Source organism: Xanthomonas sp. NCPPB 1638, assembly GCF_041475635.2.
In the GTDB taxonomy this organism is placed as follows: Bacteria; Pseudomonadota; Gammaproteobacteria; order Xanthomonadales; family Xanthomonadaceae; genus Xanthomonas; species Xanthomonas cucurbitae.
On sequence record NZ_CM192984.1, the window covers coordinates 635,471 to 653,893 of the forward strand.

Sequence of the window (18,423 nt, forward strand, 5' to 3'; positions counted from 1 at the left end):
CGGAAGATAAGCAGGGCAATGTCCCGGCAACGCGTCGCGCACGCGCAAAGCTGCGCCCGGTGGCGCCAACGCAGCGCAGGATCCTGCTTTTCCCGATTCCCGATTCCCGAATCCCGAATCCCGGCCGTCCAGCCTGATGCCCCTCTACCGCTACAAAGCGCTCGACGCCCACGGCGAAATGCTCGACGGCCAGATGGAAGCGGCCAGCGATGCCGAGGTGGCGCTGCGTCTGCAGGAGCAAGGCCATCTGCCGGTGGAAACGCGCCTGGCCACCGGCGAAAGCGATTCGCCGTCGTTGCGCATGCTGCTGCGCAAGAAGCCCTTCGACAACGCGGCACTGGTGCAGTTCACCCAGCAGCTGTCCACCCTGATCGGTGCCGGGCAGCCGCTGGATCGCGCCCTGTCGATCCTGATGGATCTGCCCGAAGACGACAAAAGCCGGCGCGTGATTGGCGACATACGCGACACCGTGCGCGGTGGCGCGCCGCTGTCCTCGGCACTGGAGCGCCAGCATGGGTTGTTTTCCAAGCTGTACATCAACATGGTGCGCGCCGGCGAGGCCGGTGGCAGCATGCAGGACACCTTGCAACGGCTGGCCGACTACCTGGAGCGTAGCCGCGCGCTCAAGGGCAAGGTCATCAATGCGCTGATCTACCCGGCGATCCTGCTGGCGGTGGTGGGCTGTGCGCTGTTGTTCCTGCTCGGCTACGTGGTGCCGCAGTTTGCGCAGATGTACCAAAGCCTGGATGTCGCCCTGCCGTGGTTTACCCAGGCGGTGCTGAGCGTGGGCCTGCTGGTGCGCGACTGGTGGATCGTGCTGGTGGTGGTGCCGGGCGTGCTGGGAGCGTGGCTGGATCGCAAGCGACGCAACGCGGCATTCCGTGCGGCATTGGATCACTGGCTGTTGCGGCAGAAGGTGATCGGCAGCCTGATCGCGCGGCTGGAAACCGCAAGGCTCACGCGCACGCTGGGCACCTTGTTGCGCAACGGCGTGCCGCTGCTGGCGGCGATCGGCATCGCGCGCAACGTGATGTCCAATACCGCGCTGGTCGAGGACGTGTCCGCCGCTGCCGACGACGTCAAGAACGGCCATGGCCTGTCGATGTCGCTGGCGCGCGGCAAGCGGTTCCCGCGGCTGGCGTTGCAGATGATCCAGGTGGGCGAAGAATCCGGTGCCCTGGACACCATGCTGCTGAAGACGGCCGACACCTTCGAGCTGGAAACCGCACAGGCCATCGACCGTGCATTGGCGGCGCTGGTGCCCTTGATTACCCTGGTGCTGGCCTCGGTGGTGGGGCTTGTCATCATTTCGGTGCTGGTGCCGCTGTATGACCTCACCAATGCGATCGGCTAGGCGCGGCTGGCCCGGCAGTTTCGACACCTGTTTTCGGCCACTGCCGGGCAACCGGCGGGAACCATTGCACTGCCCGCCCGGTCTTCAGTGGGTGTCGGCATCCTTCATCGACATGCAAGGAAATCGTTCATGAGTAAGCGTTCCATCACTCGCAGTCCGTCGCGCGCAGGCCAGGCCGGCATGAGCCTGCTGGAAATCATCATCGTCATCGTGCTGATCGGCGCGGTGCTCACCCTGGTCGGTAGCCGCGTGCTGGGCGGCGCCGATCGCGGCAAGGCCAACCTGGCCAAATCGCAGATCCAGACCCTGGCCGGCAAGATCGAGAATTTCCAGCTCGACACCGGCAAGCTGCCCGGCAAGCTCGACGACCTGGTCACCCAGCCCGGCGGCAGCAGCGGCTGGCTGGGGCCGTACGCCAAACCGGCCGAACTGAACGACCCGTGGGGCCACACCATCGAATACCGCGTCCCCGGCGATGGCCAGCCATTCGACCTGATGAGCCTGGGCAAGGACGGCCGCCCCGGTGGCAGCAGTTACGACGCGGACATCAAGTACCAATAAGTTTCAGGTCATGCGCGTTGCGCCTCCGCCGTTGCGTTGCCCGTCCGCCGTGTTCGGCCCTGGCGGCGGAGGCGTGCGTGGTACTTCGCTGCTGGAAATGCTGCTGGTGATCGCGCTGATCGCCATGGCCGGCGTGCTGGCGGCCGCTGCCTTGAACGGCGGCATCGACGGCATGCGCCTGCGCACCGCCGGCAAGGCGATTGCCTCGCAGTTGCGCTACACCCGCACCCAGGCCATCGCCACCGGCACCCCGCAGCGGTTCCTGATCGACCCGTTGCAGCGCCGCTGGGAAGCGCCCGGCGGCCATCACGGCGATCTGCCGTCCTCGCTGCAGGTGCGCTTCACCGGCGCGCGCCAAGTGCAGTCGCGGGAAGATCAAGGCGCCATCCAGTTCTTCCCCGATGGCGCCTCTACGGGCGGCCGTATCGATCTGCAGGTCAAGGACGCGCGCTGGCGCGTGGACGTGGGCTGGATCACCGGCGAGGTACGTTCGGGCCCATTGCGGACGCCGGTGCCATGAAGCGGCAACGCGGCTACTCCCTGATCGAGGTGATCGTCGCCTTCGCGCTGCTCGCCCTGGCGCTGACCCTGCTGCTGGGATCGTTGTCCGGTGCCGCACGCCAGGTGCGTGCAGCCGACGAAGGCACGCGCGCGGCGCTGCACGCGCAATCGCTGCTGGCCGTGCAGGGCGTGGAGAAGCCGTTGCTGCCCGGGCAGCAGCAGGGCAGTTTCGAAAACGGGCATTTCCGTTGGTCCATGGAGGTGCGCCCGTACGACGAACCGCGGCGCAACCCGCAGGCACCGGTGGCCCCTGGCGGGCCCACGTTGCTGCAACTCACCCTGGTGGTGCGGTGGGGCGAGGCGGCCAACCAGATGCTGCAATGGCGCAGTTTGCGGCTGGTGACGGCCACCGCGCAGGAGGGGGCGCGATGACCCGTTCGCGCAGCGCCGGCTTCACCCTGATCGAGGTGCTGCTGGCCACCATGCTGCTGGTCGGCGGGCTGGCGCTGGCGTTTGCCACCTTGCGCTCTGCCAGTGCGGTGAGCCAGCGCGGCGAGGCCATCGCCCAACGTAGCGAGCGCATGCGTGCAGTGGAACAGTTCCTGCGCCAGCGGCTGGCGGCCGCTTTGCCGTTGGCCATGGGCATCGATCCGCAGAGCCAGCAACCGATGCTGTTCGTCGGCGAGCCGCAGCGCATGCGCTTTGCTGCCGACGTGCCGGATTACCTGGGCCGTGGCGGCCCGTATCTGCACGACCTGTCGGTGGCTGGCGAGGGCGAGCAACGCCGCCTGCAGATTGCGCTGACCATGCTGCAATCGGGCAAGTCGATCGAGGAAGGCACCGCCTTGCCGCCGGAGACGCTGGCCGACGGCGTGCAGCAGGTCAGCTTTCGCTATCGCGGCATGGACCCGCAGAACGGCCGCCTGAGCGCATGGTTGCCGCAGTGGGAATGGCACGACCGCCTGCCGCTGCTGGTGCGCATCGACATCCGCAGCGAAGATGCGCCCTGGCCGCCGGTGGTGGTGGCCCTGCCGCAATCCAGCAACCCGGGGGCAGGACAATGAGCCGGGCGCGCGGGGCCGCGCTGGTGCTGGTGTTGTGGTTGATCGCCTTGCTCACCGCGATGATCGGCGCATTCGCGTTGAGCGCGCGCGTGGAGGCGCTGCAGGGCAGCATGCTGCGCAATGGCACGCAGGCGCAGGAATACGCACGTGCCGGCCTGGAATACGCCTTGTTTCGCTTGCGCAGCGCCGATCTCCAGACACGCTGGCGCGCCGATGGCCGGCGCTATCGCTGGCAGATGGACGATGCCACGGTGGAGATCCGCATCACCGATGAAAGTGGCAAGGTGGATCTGAACATGGCCGAGCCGGCGCTGCTGGCCGGGTTGGTGCGTGCAGTCGGCGGTGAACAGGGCCGCGACACGCGCATTGCCGGCGCCATCGTCGATTGGCGCGATGGCGACTCGTTGAGCCAGCCCGGTGGCGGCGCGGAAGACCGCGATTACGCCGATGCCGGCCTCCCATACGGCGCCAAGGACAGCCCGTTCGAAACCCTGGGCGAACTGCGGCTGGTGTTGGGCATGGACAGCGAGCTGTATCGCAAGCTGTTGCCCAACATCACCTTGCACAGCGGCCGTTCGCGGCCGGAAGCGCGCTTTGCACCTGGTCCGGTGTTGATCGCGATGGGCCTGGACGCACGGCAGCTGCTGGCCCAGCGTGACGCGCCGCCGGGTTTGCCGGGCAGTGACGCGACGGTCGGTGGCTCGGACACTTATAGTATCGAGAGCCGGGCGCGACTGAGTCAGGGACGCGAGGCCGTATTGCGCGCGGTGGTGTCCACCAGCGCGTCTGCCTTGCCGGGATCGGCCTACACCGTGTTGCGTTGGGAAGAGGGAGCAGCAGTGCAATGACCGCATGGCGGGACACCTTGGGCCGTATCGGCGTACGCGCCATGCCGGGCGCCGGAGGCTTCTGGCGTTGGTGGCAGCAATCGCTGCTGGCATGGTTGCCGCAGCGCTGGCAATGGCAGCTGGGCCTGTCGCAGGCGCGCCTGCTGTTGCAGCTGGACGGGGAGACCTTGCAGGTGGTGCGCCAGCGCGATCACAGCCGCGAGGCGATCGCCAGCCTGCCGTGGCCGCTGCAGCCGCAGGAAGTCAATGCGGTGCTGCCGAGCGCATTGGACGGCTTGCCGCGCCACTGGCTGTTGCCGGCCACGCACACGTTGCGGCGGCCCTTGCGCCTGCCGGCCGCCGCCGCGGCGCGGCTGCAGGATGTGGCGCGCTTCGAGATCGACCGGCAAACCCCGTTCACCGCCGACCAGGTGTATTTCGATGCACGCGTGCTCGAGGTGCGCGAAGACGGCCAGCTCGATGTCGAACTGGTGGTGGTGCCGCGGCGCATGATCGATGGCCCGGCCGGTGTGCCCGATGCCTGGGCAACGGCGCTGTCCGGCATCGACGTGGCCGATGCGCAGGGCGCGCCGCTGGGCGTGAACCTGCTGCCGCCGGCACGTCGCCTGCGCCGCAGCGACCCGATGCAGCGCTGGAACCTGTTGCTTGCCGCCACCGCCGTGCTGCTGCTGGCGGTGGCCGGTTGGCTGCTGCTGGACAATCGCCGCCAGGCCGCCGACGACCTGCGCGCCAAGGTGCAGGCCAATGCCGCGCGCGCGCGCCAGGTGGCCGCCGAACGCCAGCAACTGATGGACCTGGTCGAAGGCGCCAACTTCTTCCAGCAACAACGTGCCACGCGCCCGACCTCGGTGGAGATCTGGGACGAGCTGAGCCGGCGTCTGCCGGGCGGCACCTATCTGGAAAAATTCTCGGTCGAAGGTGGGCAATTGCAATTGATCGGCTTGAGCAACGAAGCCTCCTCGCTGGTGCGGCGCCTGGAAGGCTCGTCGCTGTGGCGCACGCCCTCGCTGACCGGCGTGCTGCAAAGCGATGCCGGCCGCAATGTCGATCGCTTCACCATCACCGCCGAGCTGGCGGGCCCGGGTGCGAAGGAGGCCGCCGATGCCACGCAGCGTTAAGCGCGACCGCTGGATCGCCTTGGGCCTGCTGCTGCTGGTGCTGGGCGTGGGGTATCTGGTGTTGGTGCACCCCTGGTTCACCCAGCCGATGATCGCCGCACAGGACGACCTGCAATCGCTGCGCGAGCGCGAGCTGCGCGTGCGCGTGCAGCTGCAGCAGGCACCGGAAGTCAGCAAACGGCTGCAGCAGGCGCGCCAGACCCTGGAAAGCCGCCCCGGCTTCCTGCCGGAAACCTCCGCCGAGCTGGCCTCGGCCGGGCTGGTGCAACGGCTGGAGCGCGCGGTGGTGGAGGCCAGCCCCGGCAACCGTAGCTGCGCCATCAGCAACCGCTCGCCCTTGCAGCCGGAAAGCAAGGCCCGCTTCACCCGCGTGGCAGTGCAGGTGCGCCTGCGCTGCGGCACCCCGGAGCTGGCCTCGGTGCTGTACAGCCTGGAAAACGGCACCCCGCGCCTGTTCGTGGACAACCTCAACGTGATGGCGCAGCGCTACCAACTCTCGCCCAACGAAAGCGGCAACGGCCTGGATATCGCCTTCGAACTGGCCGGCTATCTGCGACCGGGCGCCAGCGCCGCGCCGTTGAACACCGATGCAGCACCCGCGGCCGCCGGGGAGGCCAGCAATGCGCCCTGACCTGATCGGCCTGCGCACCTGGCTGCTGGCCGCCGTGGCCGGCTGGGCGTTGCTGGTGTGCACCCTGGCCGTGGCCGGGCTGGGCAAGCGGGTGGAACTGCTGCCGGACGACCCGGCCCTGGTACAACGCCTGCCCACCTTGCCGGCGCCGGCACCGGAGCGCCTGGGCGCCTTCGAAAAATATTCGGAGATCGCCGCGCACCCGGCCTTCGCCGAAGACCGCCTGCCGCATCCGTTCTTCCTGTCCGGCAACGACGGCAGCGGCGCTGCCTCCACGGTGCGCCTGACCGGCGTGTTGCTGACCGAGACCTTCAAGATGGCCACGCTGACCCTGGACCCGCGCGATTCGGTGCGCGTGCAGCTGGGCGGCGACGCGGTCAAGGGCTGGCGCCTGCTGGCGCTGCAGCCGCGCAGCGCCACCATCGAAGGCCCCGGCGGCACCCAGACCCTGGAATTGCATGTATTCAACGGCCAGGGCGGGCAGCCACCCACCGCCAATGCCGCCGCGCGCGGCGCTGCCGGCAGCACCCCGCCATTGCCGGTGCCCGATACCGGCGCGGCCGTGCAACCGCCGCAGCAGCCGCCGCAACCGACCACGCCGCCGCAGCAGCAACCCGGCGGGCAGGCACCGCCCACGGTGCCGCCGCAGCGCAGCGATGGTGCGCAGGAAGCCCCACGCCCCTCCGACGATCAGATGCGTGCCATCCGCGAACGCATCGAAGCCCGACGCCGCCAGCTGCAACAGCAGCGCCAGAGCGGCTCACCCCCCGGTCAGACCCAATGAGTGAACGCATGACGCCGCGCCTGTTTCCCGTGTCCCTGCTGATTGGCCTGCTGGCCGGTTGCGCCACCACTCCGCCCCCGGACGTGCGCCGCACTGCGCGCCTGGATCCGCAAGTCGGCGCCGCCGGCGCCACCCAGACCGCTGCCGAGCAGCGGGCCGACGCCAATGCCGACGCCAAGCCCAGCCCGGTGATCCGGCGCGGCAGCGGCACCATGATCAACCAGAGCGCCGCGTCGGCGCCGTCGCCCACGTTGGGCATGGCCAGCAGCGGCAGCGCCACCTTCAACTTCGAAGGCGAATCGGTGCAGGCGGTGGTCAAGGCGATCCTGGGCGACATGCTCGGGCAGAACTACGTGATCGCGCCCGGCGTTCAAGGCACCGTGACCCTGGCCACGCCCAACCCGGTCTCGCCCGCGCAGGCGCTGAACCTGCTGGAGATGGTGCTGGGCTGGAACAACGCCCGCATGGTGTTCAGCGGTGGCCGCTACAACATCGTGCCGGCCGACCAGGCATTGGCCGGCACGGTCGCGCCCAGCACTGCATCGCCCTCGGCCGCACGCGGTTTCGAAGTGCGCGTGGTGCCGTTGAAGTTCATTTCCGCCAGCGAAATGAAAAAGGTGCTCGAGCCCTACGCACGGCCGAATGCCATCGTCGGCACCGACCCGGCGCGTAACGTCATCACCCTGGGCGGCACCCGCGCCGAGCTGGAAAACTACCTGCGCACCGTGCAGATCTTCGACGTGGACTGGTTGTCGGGCATGTCGGTGGGCGTGTTCCCGATCCAGTCCGGCAAGGCGGAGAAAGTCAGCGCGGATCTGGAAAAGGTGTTCGGCGAACAGAGCAAGACACCCAGCGCCGGCATGTTCCGTTTCATGCCGCTGGAAAACGCCAACGCGGTGCTGGTCATCACCCCGCAGCCGCGCTATCTGGACCAGATCCAGCAGTGGCTGGACCGCATCGACAGCGCCGGCGGCGGCGTGCGGCTGTTCTCCTACGAGTTGAAGTACATCAAGGCCAAGGACCTGGCGGATCGATTGTCGGAAGTGTTCGGTGGCCGCAGCAGTGGTGGCGATTCCAATGCCTCGCTGGCGCCGGGGGCCGAGAGCAGCGTCCTCGGCGGCCAGCTGGGCAATCGCGATAGCAGCATGGGTGGCAGTTCCGGCATGACCGGCGGCAGCATCGGCGAAAGCAGTGGCAGTAGCGGCACGGTGGGCGGTGAGTCCGGCGGCGGTGGCATGGGCGGTAACAGTGGCGGCGGCCTGGGCAACGGCAGCCTGCAGTTGTCCCCGCGCAGCAACGGCAATGGCGCGGTAACGCTGGAAGTGCAGGGCGACAAGGTGGGCGTATCGGCAGTGGCCGAAACCAACACCTTGCTGGTGCGCTCCACTCCGCAATCCTGGGCCTCGATCCGCGACGTCATCGAAAAACTCGACGTCATGCCGATGCAGGTGCATATCGAAGCGCAAATTGCGGAGGTCAATCTGACCGGCGAGCTACGTTACGGCGTGAACTGGTACTTCGAAAATGCGGTCAACGCACCTGGCGCCGCGACCGATAATGGCGTAACGAATGGAACCGGCATCGGCCTTGGTGCTGGCCTCGCAAATGCGGCTGGACGTAACATCTGGGGTGATATTGCCGGCAAAGTTGGCAGCGGTGGGCTTGCTTGGAGTTTCCTTGGTAAAAACGCTGCTGCAATCATCAGCGCGCTGGATACTGTGACCAATGTACGTTTGCTGCAGACCCCGTCGGTGTTCGTGCGCAACAACGCAGAAGCGACGCTCAACGTGGGCTCACGCATTCCGATCAATTCCACCTCGATCAATACCGGCCTGGGTAGCGACAGCAGCTTCTCCTCGGTGCAGTACATCGACACCGGCGTGATCCTTAAAGTACGTCCGCGTGTCACCAAAGACGGCATGGTGTTTCTGGATATCGTGCAGGAAGTCAGTAGTCCAGGCGATAGGCCAACTGCGTGCGCATCCGCAACGGCGACAGTTAATCAGGCCGCATGCAATGTGGATATTAACACTCGTCGTATTAAGACAGAGGCGGCAATTCAGAGTGGTGATACCATTATGCTAGCTGGACTAATTCAGGATAGTACTAGCGATGGCTCAGCAGGGGTTCCGTTCTTGAGTAAGCTGCCAGTTTTAGGTTCTTTGTTTGGGCAGAAGACCCAAAATAAGAGGCGCAGTGAAGTGATAGTTCTGCTGACTCCTAGTATTGTCCGGAATCCCATGGAAGCACGAAACCTCACGGATGAATATGGTCGTCGATTCGAATCAATGACGCCTATGAATAAGTCAAGCGGTAAGTGAGTAATTCCATCATGATTAATTGATGAATTTGCGACTGCCATCATTGTTTTTATAATTATTTTGATGAAAATTAAGTGGCGGTGTAATGCTTTTTGATTGGTATTAGACTTTTTGTGGTCTCATCACTTCCAGCGAGGGTAGTGCCATGTATAAAAAAAGTTATTCATTAGTTGTGGCTTCCATAACCATGCTCTTCTCGTTCAATGCGCTGTGCCAAGTTGTCAACGGAAGTTTCGACAGGCTTGGTAGTCCTTGGGCGTGGAGTTTTGCATCAGTCCAGGCAGGTGCATTTTCCAGCTGCGCAAATGCAAGTTACACGCAAGGTGGGGCTCGCCTGGGCGGGGCGACAGAGTCGCCCGCCGACGGCTACGTAGCGATCGTTTCTCTGGGGAATAGGGGTGATGTTGGGGGTTTTAACTTGTGCGGCCGAGTGTCTCAAACGTTTGTGGTTCCAGTTGCTGCGAAATTAAGCTTTGCTTACAAGATAGGCGATATTTTTCAGCATGCATACACGCCGAGAACATTCAGGGATGGTTCTCTTTACGTGACCGTACGTGATTTGGCTACGGGGCAGGTTGAATCTTTGGCTAGTTATAATGGTGCAAACAAGGAGGATCAGACTTGTTCAGCGTCGCGGACGTGCCCTAGGTTTGTTCAGGTGAGCGATATTGATTTTTCAAAGTATGCCGGAAAGCAGGTTGAGCTCACTTTCTCTGGCTACACTTCAAGTTTTGTCAATAGCATTGGTGAGCTCACAGCTGTTCCCTCTGAGGTTTATCTGGATAATGTTTATGTTAGATGACCGGCTAGGGTCGGAGCCTGCGTCTGAGGTTTCGCAAGCCTGATTACGGACATAATTCTTCCCGTCGTGCTGGTGCCGGTCGGCACCGACGACGAGGCGTTGGATGCCTGCCTGGGCGCGCTGGATGCCGCCACGCCGGCCGGCACGCGGGTGTGGCTGGCCGACGATGCGCAGGCCGGTCCGCGCGGACGCGCGGTGATCGAACACTGGTTGGCACGCACGCCGTTGCAGGCGCACCACACCCGTCGCCAGCGCATGCTGGGCGAGGTGGCGCATCTGGATGAAATGCTCAGCGCCTGCGGCGATGCCGATGTGGTGGTGCTGGGCGTGGATGCCTGCCCGCTAGCGGGCTGGCTGGGCCAGTTGAGCGCATGCTTCGCGCGCGATGCCGCCATCGCCACGGCCACCCCGTGGAGCAATGTGGGCGAAGCCTGTAGCTGGCCGCGCCTGGGCGAACTCAATCCCCTGCCGGAGGCACCGGAACGGCTTGCCGCCGCCTGTGCGGCGATGCCGCCGCTGCATCCGGAGCTGCCATCGGCGGTCGGCCATGCGGTGTTGTTGCGCGGCACTGCACGGCGCAAGGCCGGCGGCCTGGATGCCAGCAGTTACGGCTCCTGGTATGCCGCGCTGGTGGACCTGAGCCTGCGCATGGGCGGGCTGGGCTGGCGCAACGTGCTGTGCGACACCGCCTTCGTCGCCTCGCCGCATGAAGGCCGCCCGGCCGATGGCGACATGGACGCGCTGGCCACCCGCTGGCCGGCCTGGCACGCGCGCCTGGCCGGCTTCCTCATGCACGACCCACTACGTGCCCAGCGCGAGCAGCTGAGCCAGCTGCTGGCCGAGCTGCCGCCGCCGGACCCGCAGCGGACCTTGTTCGGCCCGTAGCTGCCTTGCAACGAAGATGGCAGCGCAGCACGCTCGTCACCGATTCCCGATTCCCGATTCCCGATTCCCGATTCCCGATTCCCGATTCCCGGCGCTACAGCGCCGAACGCGCCGGTGCCTGCGTGTGCACCACCACGTCCAACGCATCGTGGCGCCAGGATTCGATATCCAGCTCCACCGCGCTGCCGTCCTCGGCAAAGCTCACCCGCTGCAGGCGGAAGCACGGGGTGCCGGGGGTGGACTGCAGCAGCACCGCCTGCGCTGCATCCAGCCCGGCCGGATGCATGGACAACTGACTGCGGCTCAGGAACAGGCCCAGCTTCTGGGTGAACACGTTCGATAACGAGCCGGCCAGGTCGTGTTCCAGCAGGCCCGGCGCCCACGCGGCGCGCACGACATTGGTTTCCAGCAGCACCGCACGCCGATCGATCCAGCGCCGACGCTGCAGCACGAAGACCTGCTCCTGCGGGCCGTGCAGGCGCAGCGCGGCGGCAAACTGCGCACCGGCCGGTTGCAGGCTGGCGCTCAACAACTCGGTGCGCGGTCTGCGCCCCTGCGCAGCCACGTACTGCATGAACCCGGCGATGCTGGTGGGGTCGTAGCGCACGCGCGGTGCACTGACAAACCAGCCACGGCGATTCTCGCGGTAGATGCGGCCTTCGGCTTCGAGCTGCTGCAGTGCTTCGCGTAGCGTGATCCGGGTGCAACCGAAGCGCTCGGCCAGCGCGCGTTCCACCGGCAGGCGATGGTCCGGGCCCCAGGCGCCGGCTGCAATCTGCGCGCCGATGGCATCGGTGATGGTGGCTTGGCGTGAAACGTTCATGCGGCGATCCGCCGCGAGGTGACACACAGCATGTGCAAGGTGATGACCAGAAACCGGCAAGGCCACGATGGTAAAGAAAGACCGCGGCCGCAAACCGGCCCTGACTCACGCTGCGGGCATCGGGCCCCGCGCGCGTTGGGCGTTCCAGCTGCGCCAGCCGTACACGGCCAGCACCACGAAGCCGGCGTAGAGCAGGGCGGTGGGATACAGCCCCTTGTAGACGAACACGCCGACGTAGACACAGTCCAGGACGATCCACAAAACCCAGTTGGCGATGCGCTTGCGCGCGGCCCAGACGCTGGCGACCAGGCTGAAGCTGGCCAGCGCCGCATCCAGCCATGGCAGCACGGCGTCGGTGCGATGGTGCATGTACGCGCCCAGCGCGGCGGCGAACGCGGCGCCGATGCACAGTGAGCGCCACAGCTCCGGCGGCGGCATCGGCAGCGGGCGGATGCGTGCCTGCATGCCACTGCTTTGTCGCCACTGCCACCAGCCATACAGCTGGGTCAGCACGTACACGCCCTGTAGCAGCATGTCCGAATACAGCTTCCACTGGTAGAACAGCCAGGCGTACAAGGCCACCGCCACGATGCCTACCGGCCAGCACCAGCGGATGCGTCGCGCGGTCAGCCACACGCCCAGCAGGTTGATCACGACAGCGATGGATTCGAGCAACGACATGCACTGCCTGATGGAAAGTGGAGAGCGGGGGAGAGGTGCAGCACAAGCAAAGCCGTGTTGCAGTTGTCAGTGGATGCTGCGCGATGCCCCGAGTCTGCGTGCGATGGAAACACGCCAGCGCCTTCGCCGCGGAATAAGCTGCTGCTGCCTTCAGCCGGTGCCTGAAACACGCCCAATCACAAGTGACTCGCTTCGACTCCCTTCTCCCGCTTGCGGGGGAAGGTGCCCGAAGGGCGGATGGGGGCCGCAGGCCTCAAAAATCCATCTGCACCGTCAGGCGCGCGGTGCGCGGCGCGCCCGGGAACAGGTACGCATCGCCCTGGTATTCGCCCGAATCGCGCCAGTAGCGCTTGTCCAACAGGTTGTCCACGTTCACCCGCCAGGTGGTCGCCAGGCCACCGACGGTGGTGGCATAGCGCGCGCCCAGATTGGCCACGGTATAGGCCGGCACGCTGGCGTTGCCGAGCCGGTCGGCGAATTTGCGCCCGCTGTACTGCAGGCCTGCCAGCACGGCCAGGCCATCGACGCCAGGCACGCGGTAGTCGGCCTGCAGGCTGGCACGCAGCTTGGGCACGTTGATGGCCTGGTGGCCTTCGATGTCGGGGATGCCGGTGTCTTCGGCGCGCGCGCGGATGGCCGCAACGCTGGCGAACAGGCGCAGCTGTTCGGTCGCCGCCCCGTCGGCCGACAGTTCCAGCCCACGGTTGTGCAGGCGGCCCTGCTGCACGAACCGCAGGCCGCCGTCGGCCTGCGGCTGGGTGAATTGATAGGCCTGGCGGATATCGAACAGCGCCGCGCCCAGGCGCAGGCCCTCCAGCGCGAGCTTGGCCCCGGTTTCCAGCTGATAGGCGTTGGTGGGTGGCAGGATTTCATCGGCGTTGTCGGCAAACCATGGCGCGGTGCCGCCGGCGGCCAGGCTCTTGGCGTAGCTGGTATACAGCGACAGGTTCTGTTGCGGCTTGAACAACAGCGCCGCCTGCGGCAACACCGCGTCCTTGCGCGTGCGTCGCTCCAGCAGGCCGTCGCGGTCGAAGGTGCGCTCGTCCAGGCGCACGGCGCGTGCGCCCAGTGACAGTTCCCACAGGGCTCCCAGGCCGATGCGGTCGGCCAGCACCAGCGCGCGCTGGCGACTATCCAGGCGGCGTTGTTTGGGGTCCAGTGCCACATCGGTCTGCGCAAAGACCTCCGGGTCGCGGTCGATACGGCCGCTGCCGACGAACGCGTTGACCGACCCGAAGCGGTCGATGGTGCGGCGCAGCCAGTCGCCGCCGATGCTCAGGTGATGCTCCAGCGGACCGGTGACCAGGCGGCCTTCCAGCGTGGCGCGTAGCTGATCGTGCACGCGGGTGTCGTCGGGGCTGCGATAGTCGTAGATGTCGTACTCGCCCTGCGCGCTGAAGAAATTGGGCGTGGCGATGTCGGCGCAACTGGTGGCGCCATAGCAGCCCCAGGCGAACGCGGAGAAATCGTTGATCGCCGAACGGCTGCGCGATGCCTCGGCGGTGGCGCGCCAGTCGTCGTTGAACTGGTAGGCATAGCGCAGTTGCGCGTTGATCGACGCCATTTCCACCGGGCGCGCCCACGGCTGGTAGCCGAGCAGGCGGCGCACGTCGATCTCGCGTGGCACCTGCGTACCGCCCAGCAACTGATAGCCGGGCACCGAGCGCTGCTGACGATGCTGGTATTCCACGTCCAGCTGCAGCAGCGATTGCGGGGTGATCTTCCAGTCGCCGGCCAGCGACAGAAAGTTGCGATAGCCATCGGCATGATCGACGTAGCTGTCGATGTCTTCGCGCGCAGCATTCACGCGCAGGCCCAGCGTGCGTTCGGCACCGAACCAATCGCCCAGGTCGGCGGCGATATAGCGCGAGCCCTGCTCGTCGGTGCCCAGGGTCAGGCTGCGCACCTGCTCTGGCCGCTTGGTGCGGTAGTCGATCAGCCCGGCCGGTTCGTTGACGCCCGATTGCAGCCCGGACAAGCCCTTGAGCAGTTGCACCTGCTGCTTGTTCTCCAGCGCGATCGATTGCTCGCCCACCGCGCTCAGCCCGTTGATGCGGTAGCTGTTGGCGGCATTGAGCGAATAGCCGCGCACTACGAAGTTTTCGTAGTAGCCGATCGGCGCATACGCATCGCCGGCCGAGGCATCGGCACGCAGCACCTCGCTGAGCACGCGCGCCTGGCGGTCGAGCAGTTGCCCGCGCTCGATCACGGCGATCGAGGCGGGTGCATCGAGCAGGGCGGTGGCGTCAAAGCCGCCCAGTGCGGTGGCGGTGTCTCCACGTTCGCCGCGTACATTCACCGCGTCCAGTTCCACCGCGTCGGCATCGGGGCGTTGCTGTGCCAGCGCGGGCGCTGCCAGGCAGAGCGTCAAGGCGAGTGTAAGCGGGCAGCGGGAGAACAGGGTAGGGCGCAATGCAGGCATGCAAAAGACTCGAGAGGAGGAGGAAGCGTTCATGGCGAGCGGCGCGCGCGCGCGTGCAGATGCGCGAGCAGGTCCTGGCCATCGGCACTGGCGAACCAGTCCGCATGGCCCAGCAGGTAGCGGTGGTAGGCGATGTCCACGTTGTCGGCGGAGCGGGTGATGCCGGCGAAGTATTCGATCTCGCTCAGCGCAAAATCCGCATGCACGATCGGCAACAGCGCCGCCAGGCAACGCAGCTGCGCGCCCGTTAACGGCCGGTGCAGGGCGTAGCCATCCAGCAAGGCATCGAGTTGGGCGAGCTGGGGCCGCGCGCGTGCGCCGGCATCCAGCTGCAGCCAGGGCACCAGGTTGCGTTCGATGGCGGTGGCCAGATCGAACAGCGCGCTGTTGCAATCGCTCAGGCCGAAGTCGAAGATCGCGCTGACCCTGACGTGGCCGTCGGCATCTGTGGTCCAGAGCAGGTTGGACGCATGCCAGTCGCCATGCGTCCACAGCGGCGGCATCGCACCCGGCGCAGACAGCAGCGGCCAGGCCTTGGCATGCCAGGGCAACAGATGGGTGGTCAGGTCGCGTTGCCATGCAAAGCGCTGCAGGGCCGCCGCCAGGAGCGGCCGCGTCGGCAGCGTGCGCTGCAGCGCCAGCAGTGGTTCTGCCTGTGCGAACAGCTGCAGGTTGGCGACCAGCACGCTGGTGGAGCGCGGCGGCGCATCGAAGCCCTGCGCGGCGCGGTGCACCTGTGCCAGCGCCTCGCCTGCCGCCTGCGCATGGACGCAGTTGGCGAACGGCGTCCACGACAAGGCGTCGCGATACAGGTCCTGGCCGGCACCGACGCGTTGCACCTCATAGACCCATGGGTCCTGCGCCAGCGCAGTCTGGCCGCCGGCCGCATGCAGGACCTCCACCACCGGTGCGCCGGCCCAGCGCAGATGCGCCATGAAGCCGTGTTCCTCGCGCAAGGCTGCGGCACTGCGCACGCGGCGATGGTGGCGCTTGACGATCACCGGCCCGCTGGCGGTTTCGACCAAGGCGGCTGCGGAGAACGGACGCGCGCTATGCCAGCGCACCACCTCGCCACCGCCGATACCGACGAACTGCTGCAGCACCTGCTGGATTTCGTCCACGGTCAGCGCTGGCCAGTCCGGCAGCGCCAACGCCAGGCTCATGCCGTGGACCTGATGGATGGCACTCATCAGGCAATCCCGGACAGACGACTGCTGGTGACGCGAACCGCTGGTGGTATAGACCAACTAGATGGGAGCGCGTTTGCATGACCGGTGCGCAGGCCGGCGAAACCAAGGACGGCGCTGCCGGGCCGTCGTTGCCGCGCTGGCCGCATCAGGCCGCCGCGAGGCAAAAGGTGAAAAGGCAGCGGCAAACCACGCGGTTGCTGGCTGTCATCACGGAGATCGAGTGAGGGGGGCGCCGCGAACGGCACCGATGCATGCCGCTGGGCGGCCGTCGGGCGCGCAGTATGCCCGCTGCGGTTGCCGGCCGCCACGCTGGACCGGTATCGGTGCTCAAGACGCTCGCCGCCCGCGTGTGGTTTTCGCCCGCTGCGCGAGCGCTGGATGCCGGACGTGCGCCTGCGATGGCGCTGCGAGGCCTGGCCACCGGATAATGCGCCAATGACTCCTGTCCAGATCGCCGCCGTCGTCGTGACCTACCAAAGCAGCAGCACCATCGATGCGTGTCTGTCGCGGCTGCGCGCGGCCGAGGGCATCGACGAGATCCGGGTGGTGGACAATGCCTCCAGCGACGACACCCTGGAGCTGGTGCAACGGCATGCCCTGGCCGACGCCCGGGTGCACTTCATCGCCAATCCCGACAATCCCGGCTTTGCCACCGCCTGCAACCAGGGCGCCCGCGATTCCACCGCCCCGTGGCTGGTGTTCATCAACCCCGACCTGATGGTCGAAACCGACACGCTGGTGCAGTTGTGCACCCGCGCCGCCGGGCACGCCGCCGTGCTGCTGGGGGTGGAGCAGGTGGACGAACAGGGCCGGCCGGATGCGGCGGTGCGGCGGCGCGACCCCGACTTTGCAGCGATGCTGCGCGCGCCGCGTGCTGCCGCGCAACTGGCGGTGCCGGCCGACCCGTGCATGTCGCTGCAACCGGTGGATGCCATTTCCGGTGCGTTGATGCTGATGCAGCGCAGCCTGTTCGACCGGCTGGGTGGCTGGGATGGCCGCTACCGGCTGCATGCCGAAGATCTGGACCTGTGCCGGCGCGCGCGCCAGGCCGGCGCGCTGGTGGCCGTGGCCAACGATCTGCAGGTGGTCCATGTGCGCGGCGTCTCCAGCCGTGCGCGCCCATTCTTCGTGGAGTGGCACAAGCACCGCGGCCTGTGGCGGTATTTCCGCAAGTTCGAGGCGGGCCAGCGCGACCTGCCGACCCAGCTGGGAGTCTGGCTGGCGATCTGGACCCACGCGGCTGCCCAGGTGCCCAGATTGTTGCGTTCGAAATGACCTCCGCGCGTTAAATTGATGGTAAATCTGTGATCGGGAATTGGTCTAAACTGTGATACGTTTCGCTTAGAAGTGTGACCTCATCCGTGCGTCCTGCCCCTAACGGGTCCCCCATCAGGAATCGTACAAATGTTTGCAAAGAACGACCCGCGCTCGCGGGTCCGTCAGGCGTGCCTTGTCTGCCTGCAGTCCAGTTCGGTTGCCCTGGCAGCCGTGTCCCGTCGCCGATCCTGCCGGCTGCCACTGGCTGCAATCTGCGCGCTTGCCATGGGCTGCTCCTTGTCGGCACTGCCGGGCACCGCCATGGCCGGTGCCTGGACCCAGCCGCAGGGCGACACGCTGGTGATCGTCAAGGCGTTGCATAGCGATGGAACCGGCTGGTTTGACGATGCGCATCGCCGCGGCGATTTCGCCAATAACGGGCGTAGCCGCCAGGACCAGCTCAACGTCTACGTCGAGCATGGCCTGAGCGACCGTCTGAGCCTGATCGGCAATTTTTATTTCACCGAAGTCGGTTTCAACAACGACGAGCCGGTCGACGGCGTGCCAGCTCGTGCGCGTCGCAGCACCACGGGGTTCGCGGACCAGGAAATCGGTCTGCGCTACGCACTGCCCGCTGCGCAGGACGATGTGTGGCGCAGCGCCATGCAGGCATTGGTGAGCATTCCCGCTTACGGCCGCAGCAAGACGTACCACCCGGGCAATCCCGGACCTGATCCGGCATTGGGCCTGGGCGATTACGGCCTGGAGCTGCGCTATAGCCGCGGTCGTGGTTACACGCTGGGTGGCCACAACGGTTATGTCGACCTGGGCGGCGCGGTGCGTTTGCGTGGCAGTGCCGCGTCGGACGAAGTGCGGGTGGATGCGTCCACCGGCTTGAGCCTGGCTCCGAACTGGTTGCTACTGGGCGAGCTCAACGTCATCCAGGGGCTGGGCAATGGGCGCAATGATGCGTTTGTCATCAGTTCCAGGCCTGGCGATACCGGCTTCGTCGCCACCGGCACCAACTACGACCTCACCAAGCTGCAGCTGTCCTCGCTGTACACCGCGCCGGGCGGCAGCCAGTGGCAGCTGGGCTATCAGCAGCCGGTGATGGGCCGCAATACCGGTGCCGCAGGCGGGCCCTTCGTGGCGGCCTGGTGGCGGTTCTAAGGACGCCACGC

19 protein-coding genes are annotated in these 18,423 nt (G+C 66.4%); 15 read left to right on the top strand and 4 right to left on the bottom strand.

What is annotated here, in order from left to right; translation table 11 throughout:
• Positions 1–136 precede the first annotated feature (136 nt).
• The 12 genes from xpsF (at position 137) to ACCQ13_RS02665 (ending at position 10,869) form a co-directional block, all read left to right on the top strand.
• Complete coding sequence (gene xpsF, locus ACCQ13_RS02610; RefSeq protein ID WP_159406588.1) at positions 137–1,354, top strand: type II secretion system protein XpsF; 1,218 nt, start codon at positions 137–139, stop codon at positions 1,352–1,354.
• Positions 1,355–1,483: 129 nt separating this feature from the next.
• Positions 1,484–1,915, top strand: a complete 432-nt coding sequence (gspG, locus tag ACCQ13_RS02615) for a type II secretion system major pseudopilin GspG (RefSeq protein ID WP_104602293.1) — start codon at positions 1,484–1,486, stop codon at positions 1,913–1,915.
• Between the two features lie 10 nt (positions 1,916–1,925).
• A complete protein-coding gene (gene xpsH / locus ACCQ13_RS02620; RefSeq protein ID WP_104602294.1) occupies positions 1,926–2,435 on the top strand; it encodes a type II secretion system protein XpsH in 510 nt (169 codons plus the stop codon).
• Complete coding sequence (xpsI, locus tag ACCQ13_RS02625; protein ID WP_159406589.1) at positions 2,432–2,848, top strand: type II secretion system protein XpsI; 417 nt, start codon at positions 2,432–2,434, stop codon at positions 2,846–2,848. The genes xpsH and xpsI overlap by 4 nt, the downstream gene beginning before the upstream one ends.
• Positions 2,845–3,480 carry a type II secretion system protein J gene (locus tag ACCQ13_RS02630; RefSeq protein WP_104602296.1) on the top strand — a complete coding sequence of 212 codons (636 nt, stop codon included), beginning with the start codon at positions 2,845–2,847 and terminating at the stop codon, positions 3,478–3,480. The genes xpsI and ACCQ13_RS02630 overlap by 4 nt, the downstream gene beginning before the upstream one ends.
• Positions 3,477–4,328 (top strand): type II secretion system minor pseudopilin, encoded by an 852-nt coding sequence (locus ACCQ13_RS02635; protein WP_159406590.1) that lies wholly within the window; start codon positions 3,477–3,479, stop codon positions 4,326–4,328. The genes ACCQ13_RS02630 and ACCQ13_RS02635 overlap by 4 nt, the downstream gene beginning before the upstream one ends.
• Positions 4,325–5,446, top strand: a complete 1,122-nt coding sequence (locus ACCQ13_RS02640; RefSeq protein ID WP_104602298.1) for a PilN domain-containing protein — start codon at positions 4,325–4,327, stop codon at positions 5,444–5,446. Before ACCQ13_RS02635 ends, ACCQ13_RS02640 begins: the two co-directional genes overlap by 4 nt.
• The gene (gspM, locus tag ACCQ13_RS02645; RefSeq protein WP_159406591.1) at positions 5,430–6,077 is read left to right on the top strand and encodes a type II secretion system protein GspM; all 648 of its coding nucleotides are present in this window, start codon (positions 5,430–5,432) and stop codon (positions 6,075–6,077) included. The genes ACCQ13_RS02640 and gspM overlap by 17 nt, the downstream gene beginning before the upstream one ends.
• Positions 6,067–6,861: a type II secretion system protein XpsN gene (gene xpsN, locus ACCQ13_RS02650; protein WP_159406592.1), complete on the top strand. Its 795-nt coding sequence runs from the start codon at positions 6,067–6,069 to the stop codon at positions 6,859–6,861. The genes gspM and xpsN overlap by 11 nt, the downstream gene beginning before the upstream one ends.
• On the top strand, positions 6,858–9,182 hold the full coding sequence (gene gspD / locus ACCQ13_RS02655; protein WP_159406593.1) for a type II secretion system secretin GspD: 2,325 nt from the start codon (positions 6,858–6,860) through the stop codon (positions 9,180–9,182). The genes xpsN and gspD overlap by 4 nt, the downstream gene beginning before the upstream one ends.
• A 145-nt stretch (positions 9,183–9,327) precedes the next feature.
• Complete coding sequence (locus tag ACCQ13_RS02660; protein ID WP_159406594.1) at positions 9,328–9,984, top strand: hypothetical protein; 657 nt, start codon at positions 9,328–9,330, stop codon at positions 9,982–9,984.
• Positions 9,985–10,035: 51 nt separating this feature from the next.
• Entirely contained in the window at positions 10,036–10,869 is an 834-nt protein-coding gene (locus tag ACCQ13_RS02665) for a glycosyltransferase family 2 protein (RefSeq protein WP_372372401.1), read from the top strand.
• A gap of 94 nt (positions 10,870–10,963) precedes the next feature.
• On the opposite strand, the gene ACCQ13_RS02670 is transcribed toward ACCQ13_RS02665, so the two are convergent.
• The 4 genes from ACCQ13_RS02670 to ACCQ13_RS02685 form a co-directional block, all read right to left on the bottom strand.
• Entirely contained in the window at positions 10,964–11,692 is a 729-nt protein-coding gene (locus ACCQ13_RS02670; protein ID WP_159406595.1) for a UTRA domain-containing protein, read from the bottom strand.
• 105 nt (positions 11,693–11,797) lie between these two features.
• On the bottom strand, positions 11,798–12,373 hold the full coding sequence (pnuC, locus tag ACCQ13_RS02675; RefSeq protein ID WP_159406596.1) for a nicotinamide riboside transporter PnuC: 576 nt from the start codon (positions 12,371–12,373) through the stop codon (positions 11,798–11,800).
• A 253-nt stretch (positions 12,374–12,626) separates the two neighbouring features.
• Entirely contained in the window at positions 12,627–14,795 is a 2,169-nt protein-coding gene (locus tag ACCQ13_RS02680; protein ID WP_159406597.1) for a TonB-dependent receptor, read from the bottom strand.
• A 29-nt stretch (positions 14,796–14,824) separates the two neighbouring features.
• Positions 14,825–15,985 carry a phosphotransferase enzyme family protein gene (locus ACCQ13_RS02685; protein ID WP_159406598.1) on the bottom strand — a complete coding sequence of 387 codons (1,161 nt, stop codon included), beginning with the start codon at positions 15,983–15,985 and terminating at the stop codon, positions 14,825–14,827.
• Positions 15,986–16,062: 77 nt separating this feature from the next.
• Here ACCQ13_RS02685 and ACCQ13_RS02690 point away from each other — a divergent pair, with 77 nt between their 5' ends.
• The 3 genes from ACCQ13_RS02690 to ACCQ13_RS02700 all read left to right on the top strand — a co-directional run bounded on the left by ACCQ13_RS02690 (position 16,063) and on the right by ACCQ13_RS02700 (position 18,412).
• The gene (locus ACCQ13_RS02690; protein WP_158251430.1) at positions 16,063–16,209 is read left to right on the top strand and encodes a hypothetical protein; all 147 of its coding nucleotides are present in this window, start codon (positions 16,063–16,065) and stop codon (positions 16,207–16,209) included.
• 211 nt (positions 16,210–16,420) lie between these two features.
• Complete coding sequence (locus ACCQ13_RS02695; RefSeq protein WP_159406599.1) at positions 16,421–17,260, top strand: glycosyltransferase family 2 protein; 840 nt, start codon at positions 16,421–16,423, stop codon at positions 17,258–17,260.
• Between the two features lie 267 nt (positions 17,261–17,527).
• Positions 17,528–18,412, top strand: a complete 885-nt coding sequence (locus tag ACCQ13_RS02700) for a hypothetical protein (protein WP_372372337.1) — start codon at positions 17,528–17,530, stop codon at positions 18,410–18,412.
• The last annotated feature ends 11 nt before the right edge of the window (positions 18,413–18,423 follow it).